Origin of the sequence: Pantoea sp. Fr-CA_6 (assembly GCF_024520895.1) — a bacterium.
In the GTDB taxonomy this organism is placed as follows: domain Bacteria; phylum Pseudomonadota; class Gammaproteobacteria; order Enterobacterales; family Enterobacteriaceae; genus Pantoea; species Pantoea agglomerans.
Window position 1 is genome coordinate 574,165 of sequence record NZ_JALNPO010000002.1, and the last position, 14,798, is coordinate 588,962.

A 14,798-nucleotide genomic window follows, 5' to 3' on the forward strand; every position below is an offset into this window, starting at 1 on the left:
AGACGCAAAACCCGCCATCCCTGGCCCGCTATGCTTTGCTACTGGCGTATGCTCCCATCGCTTTAAACTCTTAAGCTGTCTGTGAGACATATCATTTATAGCCTGACCTCACTTATGGCCCGAGGTTACTGATCGCCTGTCATTGTGCTTGTTTACGCTCAAATTTCCCCGAGAAAAGGAACCGCAGCAGCGGGATACGCAGGTGAATCTCATACAGCAGAAACGCGATGCCAAACACCATCAGCAGGCCAACGAAGAAGCCCAGGGTGTTGTTTTCAATCCGTGGCGTCACGTAAATGCCATACAGCAGCGTCAGCGGATGGTGCACCAGATAGATAAACAGTGATGCATTGACCAGATACATAATGCGCGGCGAATGCGAATTCAGCAGCTTATGACCAAAGCAGAAGCAGACGTTCAGCATGCAAAGGCCCATCAGCGTCGAGATAATCGCATCAAGCTCATACAACCAGCCCTCACCGCTGCTCAGTCGCTGGTTGGCGCAATAGGCCGCAAACATCAGCAGCGCACCGACCCACATCACCAGATTGAAGCGGACAAACAGCTGCTTCAGCGGCGGATGTTTCCACGCCAGCGCTCCCAGCATAAAGAACGGCAGATAGAAGAGCGTCTGCATCACAATGATGCTAAACAAACCATCCATCAGCCACGCAGGCTGGAAAATAAACACCAGACGCCGGAACACGCACCAGAGCAGCGCCCACGCCAGTACGCCCGCCGTCAGCGATCCCCAGCCAACCCGCGAATAATCAATGGTGCGATGCTGATCGCGCAGCCAGCGGAAGGTCACCATCCCCAGCGTGGTCAGCATCACCAGCACCACCAGGAACCACAGGTGTGAAATCAGCTCCCACATCAGGTTATTAAACTTCTGGTACGGGGTGAAGCGGGGCCAGTCAGCCAGCTTATCCGTCCACTCTTTCAGCATAAAAAATTGCGGCAGCGTCAGCAGCGGAATGGCGGTCAGCAGCGGGATACCTACCCGTTCCAGACGCACCTTCAGGAAGCGACGTGGCTGATAGCGCAGATAAAGCATGTAGGAGAAATAGCCCGAAATGACGAAAAACACCTGCATACGAAACGCATGAATAAAATCATTCAGCAGCGTCAGCCATAACGACGCTTCATGACTGTTTACTGCCCATTTCTGCGCGGAGTAGATGAGGGAAACGTGAAACGGCACCCCCAGTAACATCAGATAGGCGCGGATGGAGTCGAGGAAGTATTCACGTTCAGGTTTTACAGTACTCATAAAGTTCCAGTTCGTTAGTACGTTTGACCGGTTTCACCCTGAAACCGGATTATGCTCTGTGAAAATTCTACCTGGGATAAACCAGGTATACTATCAGTGGAATCCGTAGTGTCTAATTGTCCTAAAAGCAGGGTTAAGCCTGACGAAATGCGGGAACAATGTTGCGCATAAGCTGTCGGAAAACCGAATAATCCTTTAAGATAAACGGGTTTGATTTAAGCACACGAAAGGGGGGGATGTGCTGACTAAAGAAAAAAATAAAGCCGGACTGATGAAGGTACGCTGGATTGGTACTGCAGTTCTGCTGGCGTTGTACGCCAATAACAGTTGGGCGTTTAACATCGACGATGTTGCCAGACAAGCCAAAGCGTTGGCAGGGAAAAGCTTCGAAGCGCCTAAAAGCAATTTACCCTCTCAATTTCGTGAAATGAAATTTGCTGATTATCAGCAGATCCAGTTTAACCACGATAAAGCGTATTGGGGCAAACTGCGCACGCCGTTCAAGCTGGAGTTCTATCATCAGGGAATGTATTTCGATACCCCGGTGCAGATCAACGAAGTGACCGCCAGCGCGGTGCGCGAGATTAAATACAACCCCGATTATTTTAATTTCGGTAATGTAAAACATGACGCGGATGCGGTAAAAAACCTCGGTTTTGCCGGTTTCAAAGTACTTTACCCACTCAACAACAAGGGTAAAAACGATGAGATCGCCAGCTTCCTGGGCGCGAGCTATTTCCGTGTCATCGGTGCCGGTCAGGTTTATGGCCTGTCGGCGCGTGGACTTGCCATCGATACGGCGCTGCCGTCCGGTGAAGAGTTCCCGCGCTTTAAAGAGTTCTGGATTCAGCGTCCTAAACCACAGGACAAACAGCTGGTGATCTACGCACTGCTCGATTCGCCGCGTGCGGCGGGTGCGTATCGCTTTGTGCTGCATCCGGGTGACGCTTCAACGGTTGATGTGCAGTCAAAAGTTTACCTGCGTGATAACGTCGGCAAACTGGGTGTTGCACCGCTGACCAGTATGTTCCTGTTTGGTCAGAACCAGCCATCTACGGTGAACAACTTCCGTCCGGCACTGCACGACTCTGACGGTCTCTCTATCCACAACGGCAACGGGGAGTGGATTTGGCGTCCGCTGAACAACCCGCGTCATCTGGCAGTGAGCACCTTCACCATCGAGAATCCGAAAGGGTTTGGTCTGCTGCAGCGTGGGCGTGACTTTAACAACTATCAGGATCTTGATGACCGCTATGATCTCCGTCCAAGCGGCTGGGTTGAGCCAATAGGCGACTGGGGTAAAGGCCGGGTTGAACTGGTTGAAATCCCGACGGCAGATGAAACCAACGACAACATCGTTGCGTTCTGGACGCCGGAGACGCTGCCAGAGCCTGGCAAAGAGATGAACTTCAAATATCGTCTGCACTTCTCGCGCGACGAAAACCAGCTGCACTCCGACGATACGGCCTGGGTCAAAAATACCCTGCGTTCAGCGGGTGACGTGAAGCAGTCTAATCTGGTGCGTCAGCCGGATGGCACCGTGGCTTTCACCATCGACTTCGTGGGTAAAGACATGAGCAAGATGGCGGAAAACAGTCAGGTGGCACCGCAGGTCAGCGTGGGTAAAAATGCTGATGTGGTTGAGCAGAGCGTACGTTATAACCCGGTCACCAAAGGCTGGCGTCTGGTGTTGCGTCTGCGTGTGAAAGATGCCAAACAGTCCACCGAAATGCGTGCGGCCTTGGTTAGCGGCGACAAGACATTGACGGAAACCTGGAGCTATCAGTTACCTGCCAATGAATAAATCGACTTTTACACCTCAACGTTATGTGGAATCTCTGCCGCTGGATGCGGCAGGGAAGGCCCGCCTGAGCGTCTCATTGCAGAATGCCAGCGAGTTCCACTTCATCCATGATGTGCTGGGCAGGGATGTCGCAGCCAGTGACCGTCCCGACGATGCGCCGTTAAAATCGGTCTCATCGCGGGTTGAAATGGCCTGGCCCGATTCGCTGGCCGAAGGTCAGCAGTTGGGTAAAGATTACCTCGACCGCACCACGCTGAAGGCGATGCCGAAGGTCAAACGCTCACTGATGTTCCCGGAAGCCTGGCGTACCAATCCGGTCGCCCGTGCATGGGACTCACTGCGTGGACACAAATCGGTGCCGCGTTATAGCAATGCCGAAGAGCGGCGTGCCGAGGAGAAGTGGCGTCATGTCGGTTCAATTCGACGCTACATTCTGTTGATCCTGACCATTTTCCAGACCGTGGTCGCCACCTGGTACATGAAGAGTATTCTGCCGTATCAGGGCTGGACGCTTCTGGATCCGATGGAGATGATCAATCAGAACTGGCAGCAGTCAGTGATGCAGATCCTGCCTTATTTGTTGCAGACCGGCATCCTGTTCCTGTTCGCCATACTTTTCTGCTGGGTCTCTGCCGGTTTCTGGACGGCGTTGATGGGCTTCCTGCAGCTGCTGATTGGACGTGATAAATACAGTATCTCTTACTCAACGGTCGGAGATGAACCGCTTAACCCGGAACATCGTACCGCGCTGATTATGCCGATCTGTAATGAAGACGTTGAGCGTGTTTACGCCGGTCTGCGTGCGACCTGGGAGTCGGTGGTTCGTACCGGTAACGCTGAACACTTCGACGTCTACATCCTCAGCGACAGTTACGATGCGGATATCGCGATTGCCGAACAGAAAGCCTGGATGGAACTGGTGCGGGATGTTGGCGGGGCAGGCAAGATTTTCTATCGCCGTCGTCGTCGTCGCGTGAAGCGTAAAAGCGGAAACATCGATGACTTCTGCCGTCGCTGGGGCAGCAACTACAGCTACATGGTGGTGCTGGATGCCGATAGCGTCATGAGCGGAGAGTGTCTCACCGGTCTGGTGCGCATGATGGATGCCAACCCGAATGCCGGGATCATCCAGTCGTCGCCGAAAGCATCGGGTATGGATACGCTTTATGCGCGCTGTCAGCAGTTTGCGACCCGCGTCTACGGTCCGTTATTTACCGCCGGTCTGCACTTCTGGCAGCTGGGCGAGTCTCACTACTGGGGTCACAACGCCATTATCCGCGTGAAACCCTTTATTGAGCACTGTGCCCTGGCACCGTTACCGGGAGAAGGCTCCTTTGCGGGTTCAATCATGTCGCATGACTTCGTAGAAGCTGCGCTGATGCGTCGTGCCGGTTGGGGCGTCTGGATTGCCTATGACCTGCCGGGATCCTATGAAGAACTGCCACCGAACCTGCTGGATGAGCTGAAACGTGACCGCCGCTGGTGTCACGGCAACCTGATGAACTTCCGCCTGTTCCTGGTGAAAGGGATGCACCCGGTACACCGTGCGGTGTTCCTGACGGGTGTGATGTCCTACCTCTCGGCTCCGCTATGGTTTATGTTCCTGGCGCTCTCCACTGCCCTGCAGGTAGTGCATACGCTGATGGAACCGACCTACTTCCTGCAACCGCGGCAGCTCTTCCCGGTCTGGCCGCAGTGGCGTCCGGAACTGGCAATAGCGCTGTTCTCAACCACCATGGTGCTGCTGTTCCTGCCGAAAATGCTGAGTGTCGTGTTGATCTGGTTTAAAGGATCGAAGGCCTACGGCGGACCTCTGCGGCTGCTGGCTTCACTGGTGCTGGAAACGCTGTTCTCGGTGCTGCTGGCACCAGTGCGTATGCTGTTCCATACGGTGTTTGTGGTCAGCGCCTTCCTCGGCTGGGAAGTGGTGTGGAACTCACCGCAGCGTGATGACGATGCGACACCGTGGAGCGAGGCGTTTAAACGTCACGGTTCGCAGATGGCATTGGGTCTGGTGTGGGCGATTGGTATGGGACTGCTGGATCTTAACTTCCTGTGGTGGCTGGCACCGATCGTCTTCTCACTGATTCTGTCGCCGTTTGTCTCGGTCATGTCGAGCCGCGCAACGCTGGGCATTAAGAGCAAGAAAGCGAAGCTGTTCCTGATCCCGGAAGAGTACTCACCGCCGCAGGAGCTGGTGGATACCGATCGCTATGTGGTACTGAACCGTGAGCGCGCGCTGGAAAATGGCTTTATGCATGCCTTATTCCATCCTGCCTTCAACGCGCTGGCAACGGCACTGGCCACATCGCGCCACAAGCAGAGTCAGTTACTGGACTATGCGCGTGACCGTCGGGTTGATCAGGCGCTGAGCGATGCGCCGGATAAACTGGGCCGCGAACAGCGTCTGCAGTTGATCAGCGATCCGGTGGTGCTGGCCCGTGTTCATACCCGACTGTGGGAAGATGCGGACAAGTATCATCAGTGGGTTGAGAGTTATCAAAAACTCACGCTCAACCCCAACGCGCTGGCAAACAACGCGTAATCTGAAAAAGCGGCAGCGATGCCGCTTTTTTTATCGGATTAAAACAGCGATTTGCTGATAAATTTATTGCTGGCAGTCACCGCGAGCAGCGCGTGACGATCTCAATGGCTGTTTCTTCATGGCGGATATGTGTGGTGAAAGGGTGCTTAAAGGCGGGTGTTATCGTCGCGGCTGTACTCTGCTTAAGCGGATGCGGCAGTATTATCAGCCGTACCATTCCCGGGCAGGGGCACGGTAATCAGTACTATCCCGGCGTACAGTGGGATGTTCGCGACAGCGGATGGCGGGTCCTGACGATCCTCGACCTGCCGCTGTCGCTGGTGGTTGATACCCTGTTGTTACCGGTGGATGCCAGCCACGGTCCTTACGAGTAACTGCGATCGGAATCGCTGTTATCATCTTCCCACTCTTGCGCGGCAGCTTCACCCTCTTCGGTGTCCAGCGGCGGCTCCAGCTGGAACTCGCCGTCATCCCACTCGTGCAGGGTATTTTCTGCTAACCACTCCTGACGTAGTTCAACTTCGTCAAAATCTGCATCAAAAATGGCCTGTGCCGCTTCACCGCTACGGTAAGGCAGACATTCGCCTGCTTCACCTTCTTCTGCCATGAATTCAGCCTGCCACATGATATCGCCATCCTGCATCACATACTTTTGCAGACCAAACTGGCTGATTGATGCGTCCCCTTCCTCGAGCTCCGGGTGGTTAGCGAGGAACTCTTCACGTGCAGCATCGATGGCTTCCTCTAAGGTACTGTACATGCTCATCGCTCTTCTCCTTCACGGGTCTATGACTATGGATTTATTTGATTTCAGTGAAGGATAGACGAAATCTGAAGGAGGGAAAGGTCAGGCCGGTGCAACTGGCGGGAAATAAGCCATTTCCCGCCAGTCAGGGTCAGATCATCTTTTGCGGGAAATGCAAAACCGGTTGAACGGACTCATGAATCACGGGTGCTGAGTAGCGGATACAACATTTTATACATGGCTTAACTTTCTTAAAATTAATTCTGGCGATGGAGAGGGCCTGACTCAGATTATATAACGTGCCGATAAATATGACCTCTTCTTTATCAGGCATACGCTTGCACCCTTTACGATGAAGAAAGTGATAATTTTCCTGATCGGTACCGATTGTAACGTAATAGTAGAGACCTTTGTTCATATTAACTGTCCCATTAGAGGTTTGCTGTGTTGTCTTTTTTATAATTCTGGCCAGAGCCGTTAAAGGCCTGACTGTTACAAACGAAACTACCGATAAGCATTAATGAGTTCAAATTCCATAATGGTCTATCGGGGTGTTAAAAAAATGTAAAATGGAATATAAGCTAAATCAGTAAGGCAATCGCTTGTAAAATAAGTTAATTTTTATCGATTCATAAGCGGTGAGACACCGTTAAGACCGGCTAAATAGGATTAGGCCTGGCGTGCAGAATAATCAGCGCCATAACAGATTTAAGAGCACTCGCTGCAATATTAATTAATAAATAGCGAAACAGGCTGAATGCCGCCTGCCGTCCTGTTAATTGATTAGCTTTTTTAAATTTAAACAGAGAGAAATTATATTATGAATATAGGTGTTTATTAATTACTGGACCTGCGGTTTCGCTTACAGGCTGAGTCAGCCATGAGTGATTTATTTAGCAGGGGAGTAAAACGCGCTAAATGCCTGACAGACATTTAGCGCGAACAGATTAATAACGGGAGGGTTCGCCCTCGGGGCGCGTTTTAAAGCGGCGGTGGAGCCACATATATTGTTCAGGTGCCAGCAGCACACCCTCTTCAACAACCTGATTCATTCTGGTTGCGGTTGCGACATCACTTTCCAGCGTAAATTCGCCGCTGATGTCAGGCAGTATCATCAGTTCATAGCCGCGACCCCCAGGCAGACGACGCGGCACAAAAGGGATGACAGCCGGTTTACCGGTGCGGATCAGCAGATGGGTGCCCACCGTTGTGGCTGCTTTTTCCACGCCAAAGAAGGGGACAAAGACGCTGCTGCGCGGGCCATAATCGTGGTCGGGCGCATACCAGATAATGTCACCCTGTTTCAGTGCGCGGATCATTCCTTTGAGATCTTTACGATCGAGCATGCTTTTATTTGACCGCATCCGACCTTTGACCTGAAGCCAGTCGATCAGTTTGTTGTCATTCGGGCGATAGACGCCAATGCCAGGGTTATGGATACCAAACATGCGTGCACCAATCTCCAGCGTCAGAAAGTGCATGCCGATAAGCAGCACGCCGCGCTGGCTATCGCGCGCCTGCTGAATATGCTCCAGCCCCGAAGGCGTATGCCATTTATTGATGCGCCAGTCAGGCCAGAACCACGCCATACCGGTCTCAATTAATCCCATGCCGACCGATTCGAAATTGTGTTTAACCATCGCTTCGCGTTCATTTTCCGGCATATCCGGAAAACTTAATTCCAGATTACGCCGGGAAATACTGACGCGGTGTTTCATAAAACGCATCCCAATGCGGCCAATATTACAGCCGAGAACATAAAGCAGGGGATAAGGAAGTAGCACCAAAAGATAAAGAGAAGCGACACCCAGCCAGGTCAGCCAATAGCGCGGGTGAAGCAGTTCTCGTGAAAACTGAGGCAACTGAGTCATGTGAAGGTTAATTTTCCTGCGTCGCGCACCGTGCGGTGCTGATATCTCGTTGATTTACACCATTGTGCCAGTTTTTGACGTGCGCTTAAATATCACTATCGGAACGTGCCATCAATGAACAAAGGTTAATAGTCCAATGTTGCTGCAAAAAACGGCAACAGGCGATCAATCTGGTCACTGGCCTTTGCATCCCGGTGAAATCAGGTATCATGTGCGCGCTAAATTTCTTCTATTGATAACAGGACGAACACCATGCCAGTGTTACATAACCTCGTTTCCAATAAAGAGCTGAAGGCGCGCATGCTGGCTGAAACCGAGCCGCGCACCACTGTCTCTTTTTATAAATATTTCCAGATTGCCGATCCCAAAGCATTCCGTGACGCGCTCTATCTTGGCCTGACAGCTCTTAAGGTCTTTGGTCGCGTCTACGTGGCCCACGAAGGCATCAATGCGCAGATTAGCGTGCCAGCCAGCCAGTATGAAAAGATGAAAGAATGGCTATATGGCTTTGATCCGGCGCTGAACAACCTGCGGATGAATATTGCGCTGGATGATGATGGTAAATCGTTCTGGGTGCTGCGTCTGAAAGTACGCGACCGCATTGTCGCGGACGGTATCGAAGACGACAGTTTTGATGCCAGCGATGTGGGTCAGTATCTTAAAGCGGCGGACGTAAACGCCATGCTGGACGATCCTGACGCCCTGTTCGTGGATATGCGTAACCACTACGAATATGAAGTGGGTCGCTTTGATAATGCGCTGGAAGTGCCTGCTGACACCTTCCGCGATCAGCTGCCGATGGCGGTTGAGATGCTGCAGGATCAGAAAGACAAAAAGATCGTGATGTACTGCACCGGCGGGATCCGCTGTGAAAAGGCCAGTGCCTGGATGCGGCACAACGGCTTTGAAGATGTCTATCACATTGAGGGCGGTATCATCGAGTATGCCCGACGTGCCCGTGAGCAGGGATTACCGGTACGTTTCAAAGGCAAAAACTTTGTTTTTGATGAGCGGATGGGTGAGCGGATCTCTGACGATGTGTTGTCGAACTGTCATCAGTGCGGCGAACCCTGTGATACCCACGTTAATTGTGTCAATGACGGTTGTCATCTGCTGTTTATTCAGTGCAAAAGCTGCGCGGAGAAGTTTGAGAACTGCTGTAGCCCGATCTGCCAGGAAGAGGCGAAGCTCTCACCGGAAGAGCAGCGCGCGCGTCGGGCAGGACGTGAAAATGGCAACAAAATCTTTAACAAGTCGCGTGGCCTGTTAAACATGACCATTCCCTCGCCGCTGAAGAAATAAGCGTGGCCGCCTGAAGTCAGCTTCAGGCGGCTTGCTGTTTTACTGGCGTACACCCTCAACCGAGATCATCAGCTGAACCTTCTGCGAAGCTGGCCCCAGATCTTTGGTGATGTTGAAATCTTTCAGTGCAATTTCCCCTTCAGCCTCAAAGCCAGCGCGGTAGCCGCCCCACGGATCTTTACCTTCACCCAGCATTTTCGCCTCGAGCGTTACCGGTTTGGTCACGCCATTCAGCGTAAGATCGCCAGTAATCTTCAGCTCATCACCCTCTTTTTCCACCGCTGTGGATTTGAACGTGGCCTGCGGGTTTTTGCTGGTGTTCAGGAAGTCGGCACTGCGCAGGTGCTTGTCACGTTCAGCATGGTTAGTATCGATGCTGCTGGTGTTAATGGTGACGTCGACTTTATCTGCGGCAGGATTCTTCTCATCAAAGGTAAAGCGGCCATCAAAATCCTTAAAGGTGCCGTAGAGCCAGCTGTAACCCAGATGCTGGATACGGAACTGAATAAAGGCGTGCTGGCCCTCTTTATCGATTTTGTAGTCAGCGGCAGAGGCGGTGAGTGAGCCGAGCAGCAGACTGGCACCGGTCATCGCCAGCAGGGTCTTTTTAAACATATTATTTATCCTTTTCAGAGGGAGAGGTGAAACGCAAACCCGACATCCGTTTTAAAGTGATATCGCGATCGATAAAGTGATGTTTTACCGCAGCCAGCCCATGCAGCAGTGACAGGACCACAACCGTCCAGGCCAGCCAGAGGTGAATGTCGCCTGCAAGATCAGCCTGTTCGCCAGCACCGCTGAACAGCGCGGGCAGGGTAAACCAGCTGAATACTGAGATGGGTTTGCCATCGGCGGTGGAGATCAGATAGCCGCTGATCAGAATCGCCAGCAGCAGGGTATACAGTAACAGGTGGGCCACCACCGAACTGATGCGTACCAGCGGGGAATAACTGCTAAGCGGTTTTGGCGGCGGTGAAATAACGCGCCACAGCAGGCGAACGATCAGCGTCAGCAACAGGATCACGCCGATGCTTTTATGGATCTCAGGCGCGTCGTGATACCAGCTGTCGTAATAGCCGAGGCCGACCATCCATAATCCCAGCGCAAACATGGCGTAAATCGCCAGCGCCATCGACCAGTGCAGCAGCACGGCAACCAGGCCAAACTGATGAGATGAATTACGTAATAACATAATGGGGTTTTCATGAAGTAATAATCTGAAATAAGCATCCACATTATGAAATATAAAAGCAATCATCCTTACGCTTCTATAACTTTAATTTTATATTGTGAAAAGGTTGAATAAATCAGGTGCGAAATGCGCAATATTACTGAATGAGTTATTTCTGAGGCGCTGGTCGTCAACTAAAAAAAGCCGGAATTAACCAAAAGGGCGAAATATATTCTGACTTTATGTCAATAATAGTCAATTTTCGTCAAAGTCTGTCAGTCGGGCGGCATCAGGCTGATACCACCCTTTATCAGAGTCAGAAACGTGAGAGGCGGAAGGGTGTCAGATCAAAAGAGAACGGTTTTTGCTGGGCAAATTCTGCAGCCAGTTCGCCCAATACGCTGGCGAATTTAAACCCGTGTCCACTGAGCCCGGTGATTAACAAGCGGTCTGGTTCACCCGGCAGGGTATCAATTATAAAGTCCTCATCCGGGCTAAAATCGTAGCTGCAGGCTTCGCCATGCAGACAGACACCGACGCCAGGTAAAAACTGACGGAGGAATCCAAAAGCTTCGCTGCCATCGGCCGCCACCGCGCCAAAAGGTTTACGATCCTCAGGCTGCTGCATCAGCTGACCGCCATCATGACGACCCACTTTCAGGGCGTTGTTATCCGCCGGGAAGCCATAAAACTGGCTGCCATCGCCCATTTCCACCGTAAAACCGGGAAACTTATTGTTCTCACTGTAGCGGCCATCTGCCTGATACCAGGCAAACACCTTGCGGGTGGGGGCGACCGGCAGGTCAGGAACTAATTTGCCAACCCAGGTGCCCGCACTGATCAACATTTTGCGGCCCCGATAGACGCCATCCAGGGTAGTGACCTGCTGCAGATCGCCATCGCGACCCAGCTCTGAAACCGGGCAGTTAAACAGCTGCGCGCAGCCCGCCTGCTCCGCCAGCTGGATCCAGCTGCGTACCGCCTGTTCACATTTCAGATAGCCGGACTGCGGCTCAAATACGCCCAGATAGCCCTCAGGCACATTGATTTGTGGCCACCGCTTGCGCACGTCATCAGGCTGCATCACCTCAATATTGAGCTGCCAGCGGGTCGCGCTGTCGATGACGTTCTGAATAAACGGCGACTGATTCGGGGCGAGGTTAAGTACGCCGCTGCGATGCATGATGCGCTCACCGGCACGCTGTTCCAGCTCATCCCACAGCGTTTGCGCCCGCAGGACCAGGGGAACATAGCGTTCACCTTCACCATAGGCGTGACGAATCAGCCGGCTCTCGCCATGATGTGTGCCCTGATTATGGGGAGGATGGGCGCTGTCGATCATTAACACCGATAAACCCGCCTGGGTGGCATAGTAGCCTGCCGCCGCGCCCACGGAACCGCTGCCAACGACGATAAGATCATAAATCATGGTAACTACGCTCTAAGAGACAGATAATCAAAAGCATACCAGAAACAGAAACGAAAAAGGCACCCCTGAGGGCGCCTCTTTGATGCGGCAGAAATTAATGCTTTTTGAGGAGTCGTTCTATCTGCTCGGCTGATTCTATCTTGGCGATGCCTGCTTCGAGGATCGAGATAAATTGCCTTGCCACATCCGTTGTCAGCCAGTATGTCGGGCCAACATCCGCTTCTTCTTCTTTTTGATCCTGCGACGACAACGAGTGCAGGCGGATCATCATGGCGTCATAGCTGTCAACGGTACTGATATCCCAGCCCACCAGTGGGTGAGTCTGTATAACATCTTTTCTTCTGTCCATTATAACCTCCTTATTACTCGTTAAACGAAGTGCATGATGAGGTTCAATGCGGCTTTTTTATTCCAATAGCGAAACAATTATAACAGTAAACGAGGGTATCACTGTTTAAAAAATGCCGTGAGTCAGCTTCTCACAGAATATTTGCGTTTGAAAGGCGGGCGTAAAAAAATAAAATGCCTGACGGGCAGGCATTTTTATCAGCAGTCAAACGACAGGCAAAAAGCGGGCTTAGCCGTGTGACCGGACTCAGAGAGCCGGCGTTTCTGGCACTACGCCGCCGCCGCGTTTTTGCAGTGTTTCTGCCAGACGGGCAAAGTGCTGCTGAAGCTGCTCATCATGGTTTTGATTTTGGGCTTCCAGCGACAGATTGTGTACCAGTAGCTGACTGGCACGATCGTCAAGACAGAAAATCAGACTGGAAAAGGCATTTTCCAGCACCGTTAAACGACGCTTCTGATCACCAATCAGTGCTAACAACTCACCAAAGGTCATCGCCTCTTCCGGTTTATCAGTAGTCATGGTGTCGCACCTCCTGTTATGCGTGACGAGCGCAAGGATAGGGCATTGATCATTAAGAGTCTAGATGCAGGACGGGGTAAGTGCGAGAGGGGAGAAAAGATAAAAAAACCGGGTGGCGACACCCGGAAAAAAAGCACAGTGGCGGTTAATCAGTATTGAACCAGTCGTCAGCGCTTTCCCACGTCTGCTGCAGGATCTCGCTGATCTGGTCGCGCGTCTCTTTTCCACCGCCCAGCACGCTGAGATTATTGGCACTGGCATAACGTACCTTGACGTGATTGGTCGAGTCAGGGAACTGTTCATCAATGCGGCGCGATAATTCATCGCTCAACGCTTCTATCGCGCCAGCAGGAAGAGGTCGGGTATTTGATACGGTAATTTCAACGCGCATAACAGCCTCCGTTTAAGATACTGTATATATTTACAGTATCGGCAGGCCGGAGGCAAGTAAAATTATGCGATGCGCCAGTTCAGTGTTTCACCCGCCAGGAACGGCACCAGTGAATGGCTGCCGAGCGCGATGGACTCTGGCACCTGCCAGGACTCACGCACCAGGGTAATCGTCCCTTCATTCAGCGGCAGGCCGTAAAAACGCGGGCCATTCTCCGAACAGAACGCTTCAAAATGTTCCAGCGCGTTCAGCTCTTCAAAAACGGTGGCGTAAGCGGGTAACGACACTGGCGCATTAAATACCCCCGCGCAGCCGCAACTGGCCTCTTTGAGATGACGCAGATGCGGTGCTGTGTCGGTGCCGAGGAAGACGCGCGGATGACCACTCGCTACTAATTTGCGCAATGCTTCCTGATGCACGTTGCGTTTAAGAATCGGCAGGCAATAGAGGTGCGGACGAATACCGCCCACCAGCATGTGATTGCGGTTAAACATCAAATGCTGCGGGGTAATGGTCGCGCCCAGCGTCTCATCGGCGGCGGCAACATATTCTGCGGCGTCCTGAGTAGTAATGTGCTCCATCACCACTTTCAGTGCCGGAAACTGGCTGCGCAGCGGCACCATAACCGTTTCGATAAACCGGGCTTCGCGGTCAAAAATGTCGACATGCGCATCGGTGACTTCACCGTGGATCAGCAGTGGCATACCGAGCTTCTGCATCCGCTCCAGCACGCGGGCAATGGAGGCGATATCGGTAACGCCATGGCTGGAGTTCGTCGTAGCGTGCGCCGGATAGAGCTTAGCCGCGGTAAACAGACCGGAGGTGAAACCGCGCTCAAGCTCATCAGGATCAATCGAGTCGGTCAGATAGCAGGTCATCAGCGGCGTAAAGGCGTGTTCGGCGGGCAGCGCCGCCAGAATGCGATCGCGGTACGCTTCACCTGCTGCCACGCTGGTCACCGGTGGCACCAGGTTAGGCATCACAATGGCACGACCATTCACCGCGCTGGTATAGGGCAGGACCGTGTTGAGCATCTCATCGTCGCGCAGATGAATATGCCAGTCGTCAGGGCGACGCAGGGTAAGTTGCTGAGGTTGTGCTGTCATCAGTGAAGCTCCGGCAGAAGGGAAACAAAAGGCGTGTTTTGGCCGGGGTCTAAGCATAAGGATTCAGGCAACCGTTTGCACCTGCTTTTTATGCTGTCAAAGAAAATCCGCTGCCCAACAGGGTAATGCTGGTCAGTTAAGATTAGATTTGTAAAGGCTGTCACGGTCAAACGTGGCAGCTTTTTTCCGGGCGAGCGAGCCGCAGCGTGGGCCAGAGCACCTCTGCTGCTGCCGGGCCGTCCTCGCGCCGCTCACGCGGTACCTTCGGCTTTGACGTCGTGCCGACGAACCGT

At 52.6% G+C, this 14,798-nt stretch carries 15 protein-coding genes; 4 read left to right on the forward strand and 11 right to left on the reverse strand.

Annotation, left to right across the window (positions count from 1 at the left end):
* Window positions 1-139 precede the first annotated feature (139 nt).
* Complete coding sequence (gene mdoC, locus NR201_RS05905) at window positions 140-1,273, reverse strand: glucans biosynthesis protein MdoC (protein WP_031593657.1); 1,134 nt, start codon at window positions 1,271-1,273, stop codon at window positions 140-142.
* A gap of 268 nt (window positions 1,274-1,541) precedes the next feature.
* Here mdoC and NR201_RS05910 point away from each other — a divergent pair, with 268 nt between their 5' ends.
* From NR201_RS05910 to NR201_RS05920, 3 genes are all read left to right on the forward strand, one after another.
* Window positions 1,542-3,077 (forward strand): glucan biosynthesis protein G, encoded by a 1,536-nt coding sequence (locus tag NR201_RS05910; protein WP_256849493.1) that lies wholly within the window; start codon window positions 1,542-1,544, stop codon window positions 3,075-3,077.
* Window positions 3,070-5,622: a glucans biosynthesis glucosyltransferase MdoH gene (mdoH, locus tag NR201_RS05915; RefSeq protein WP_010669828.1), complete on the forward strand. Its 2,553-nt coding sequence runs from the start codon at window positions 3,070-3,072 to the stop codon at window positions 5,620-5,622. The genes NR201_RS05910 and mdoH overlap by 8 nt, the downstream gene beginning before the upstream one ends.
* 134 nt (window positions 5,623-5,756) lie before the next feature.
* Window positions 5,757-5,996 carry a YceK/YidQ family lipoprotein gene (locus NR201_RS05920; protein WP_010669829.1) on the forward strand — a complete coding sequence of 80 codons (240 nt, stop codon included), beginning with the start codon at window positions 5,757-5,759 and terminating at the stop codon, window positions 5,994-5,996.
* Here the strand turns inward: NR201_RS05920 and NR201_RS05925 are convergent.
* The 3 genes from NR201_RS05925 to NR201_RS05935 form a co-directional block, all read right to left on the reverse strand.
* Window positions 5,987-6,388 carry a MysB family protein gene (locus NR201_RS05925; protein ID WP_010246413.1) on the reverse strand — a complete coding sequence of 134 codons (402 nt, stop codon included), beginning with the start codon at window positions 6,386-6,388 and terminating at the stop codon, window positions 5,987-5,989. The genes NR201_RS05920 and NR201_RS05925 overlap by 10 nt on opposite strands.
* Before the next feature lie 130 nt (window positions 6,389-6,518).
* On the reverse strand, window positions 6,519-6,785 hold the full coding sequence (locus NR201_RS05930) for a hypothetical protein (RefSeq protein WP_010669830.1): 267 nt from the start codon (window positions 6,783-6,785) through the stop codon (window positions 6,519-6,521).
* Between the two features lie 529 nt (window positions 6,786-7,314).
* Window positions 7,315-8,238: a Kdo(2)-lipid IV(A) acyltransferase gene (locus NR201_RS05935; RefSeq protein WP_256849490.1), complete on the reverse strand. Its 924-nt coding sequence runs from the start codon at window positions 8,236-8,238 to the stop codon at window positions 7,315-7,317.
* A 252-nt stretch (window positions 8,239-8,490) separates the two neighbouring features.
* On the opposite strand from NR201_RS05935, the gene NR201_RS05940 reads away from it, so the two are divergent.
* Entirely contained in the window at window positions 8,491-9,540 is a 1,050-nt protein-coding gene (locus NR201_RS05940; RefSeq protein ID WP_010246407.1) for a rhodanese-related sulfurtransferase, read from the forward strand.
* A gap of 39 nt (window positions 9,541-9,579) precedes the next feature.
* On the opposite strand, the gene NR201_RS05945 is transcribed toward NR201_RS05940, so the two are convergent.
* The 7 genes from NR201_RS05945 to pyrC form a co-directional block, all read right to left on the reverse strand.
* Window positions 9,580-10,155 (reverse strand): YceI family protein, encoded by a 576-nt coding sequence (locus NR201_RS05945; RefSeq protein ID WP_022625884.1) that lies wholly within the window; start codon window positions 10,153-10,155, stop codon window positions 9,580-9,582.
* Window position 10,156: 1 nt separating this feature from the next.
* The gene (locus NR201_RS05950; RefSeq protein WP_029519566.1) at window positions 10,157-10,732 is read right to left on the reverse strand and encodes a cytochrome b; all 576 of its coding nucleotides are present in this window, start codon (window positions 10,730-10,732) and stop codon (window positions 10,157-10,159) included.
* Between the two features lie 295 nt (window positions 10,733-11,027).
* Window positions 11,028-12,140: an N-methyl-L-tryptophan oxidase gene (gene solA / locus NR201_RS05955; RefSeq protein WP_022625882.1), complete on the reverse strand. Its 1,113-nt coding sequence runs from the start codon at window positions 12,138-12,140 to the stop codon at window positions 11,028-11,030.
* A 94-nt stretch (window positions 12,141-12,234) separates the two neighbouring features.
* On the reverse strand, window positions 12,235-12,489 hold the full coding sequence (bssS, locus tag NR201_RS05960) for a biofilm formation regulator BssS (RefSeq protein ID WP_010246399.1): 255 nt from the start codon (window positions 12,487-12,489) through the stop codon (window positions 12,235-12,237).
* Window positions 12,490-12,735: 246 nt separating this feature from the next.
* Window positions 12,736-13,008, reverse strand: a complete 273-nt coding sequence (locus NR201_RS05965) for a hypothetical protein (protein ID WP_010246397.1) — start codon at window positions 13,006-13,008, stop codon at window positions 12,736-12,738.
* 145 nt (window positions 13,009-13,153) lie between these two features.
* Window positions 13,154-13,399: a DNA damage-inducible protein I gene (gene dinI, locus NR201_RS05970; protein WP_010246395.1), complete on the reverse strand. Its 246-nt coding sequence runs from the start codon at window positions 13,397-13,399 to the stop codon at window positions 13,154-13,156.
* A 62-nt stretch (window positions 13,400-13,461) separates the two neighbouring features.
* Entirely contained in the window at window positions 13,462-14,505 is a 1,044-nt protein-coding gene (gene pyrC / locus NR201_RS05975; RefSeq protein WP_050680548.1) for a dihydroorotase, read from the reverse strand.
* Window positions 14,506-14,798: the final 293 nt, after the last annotated feature.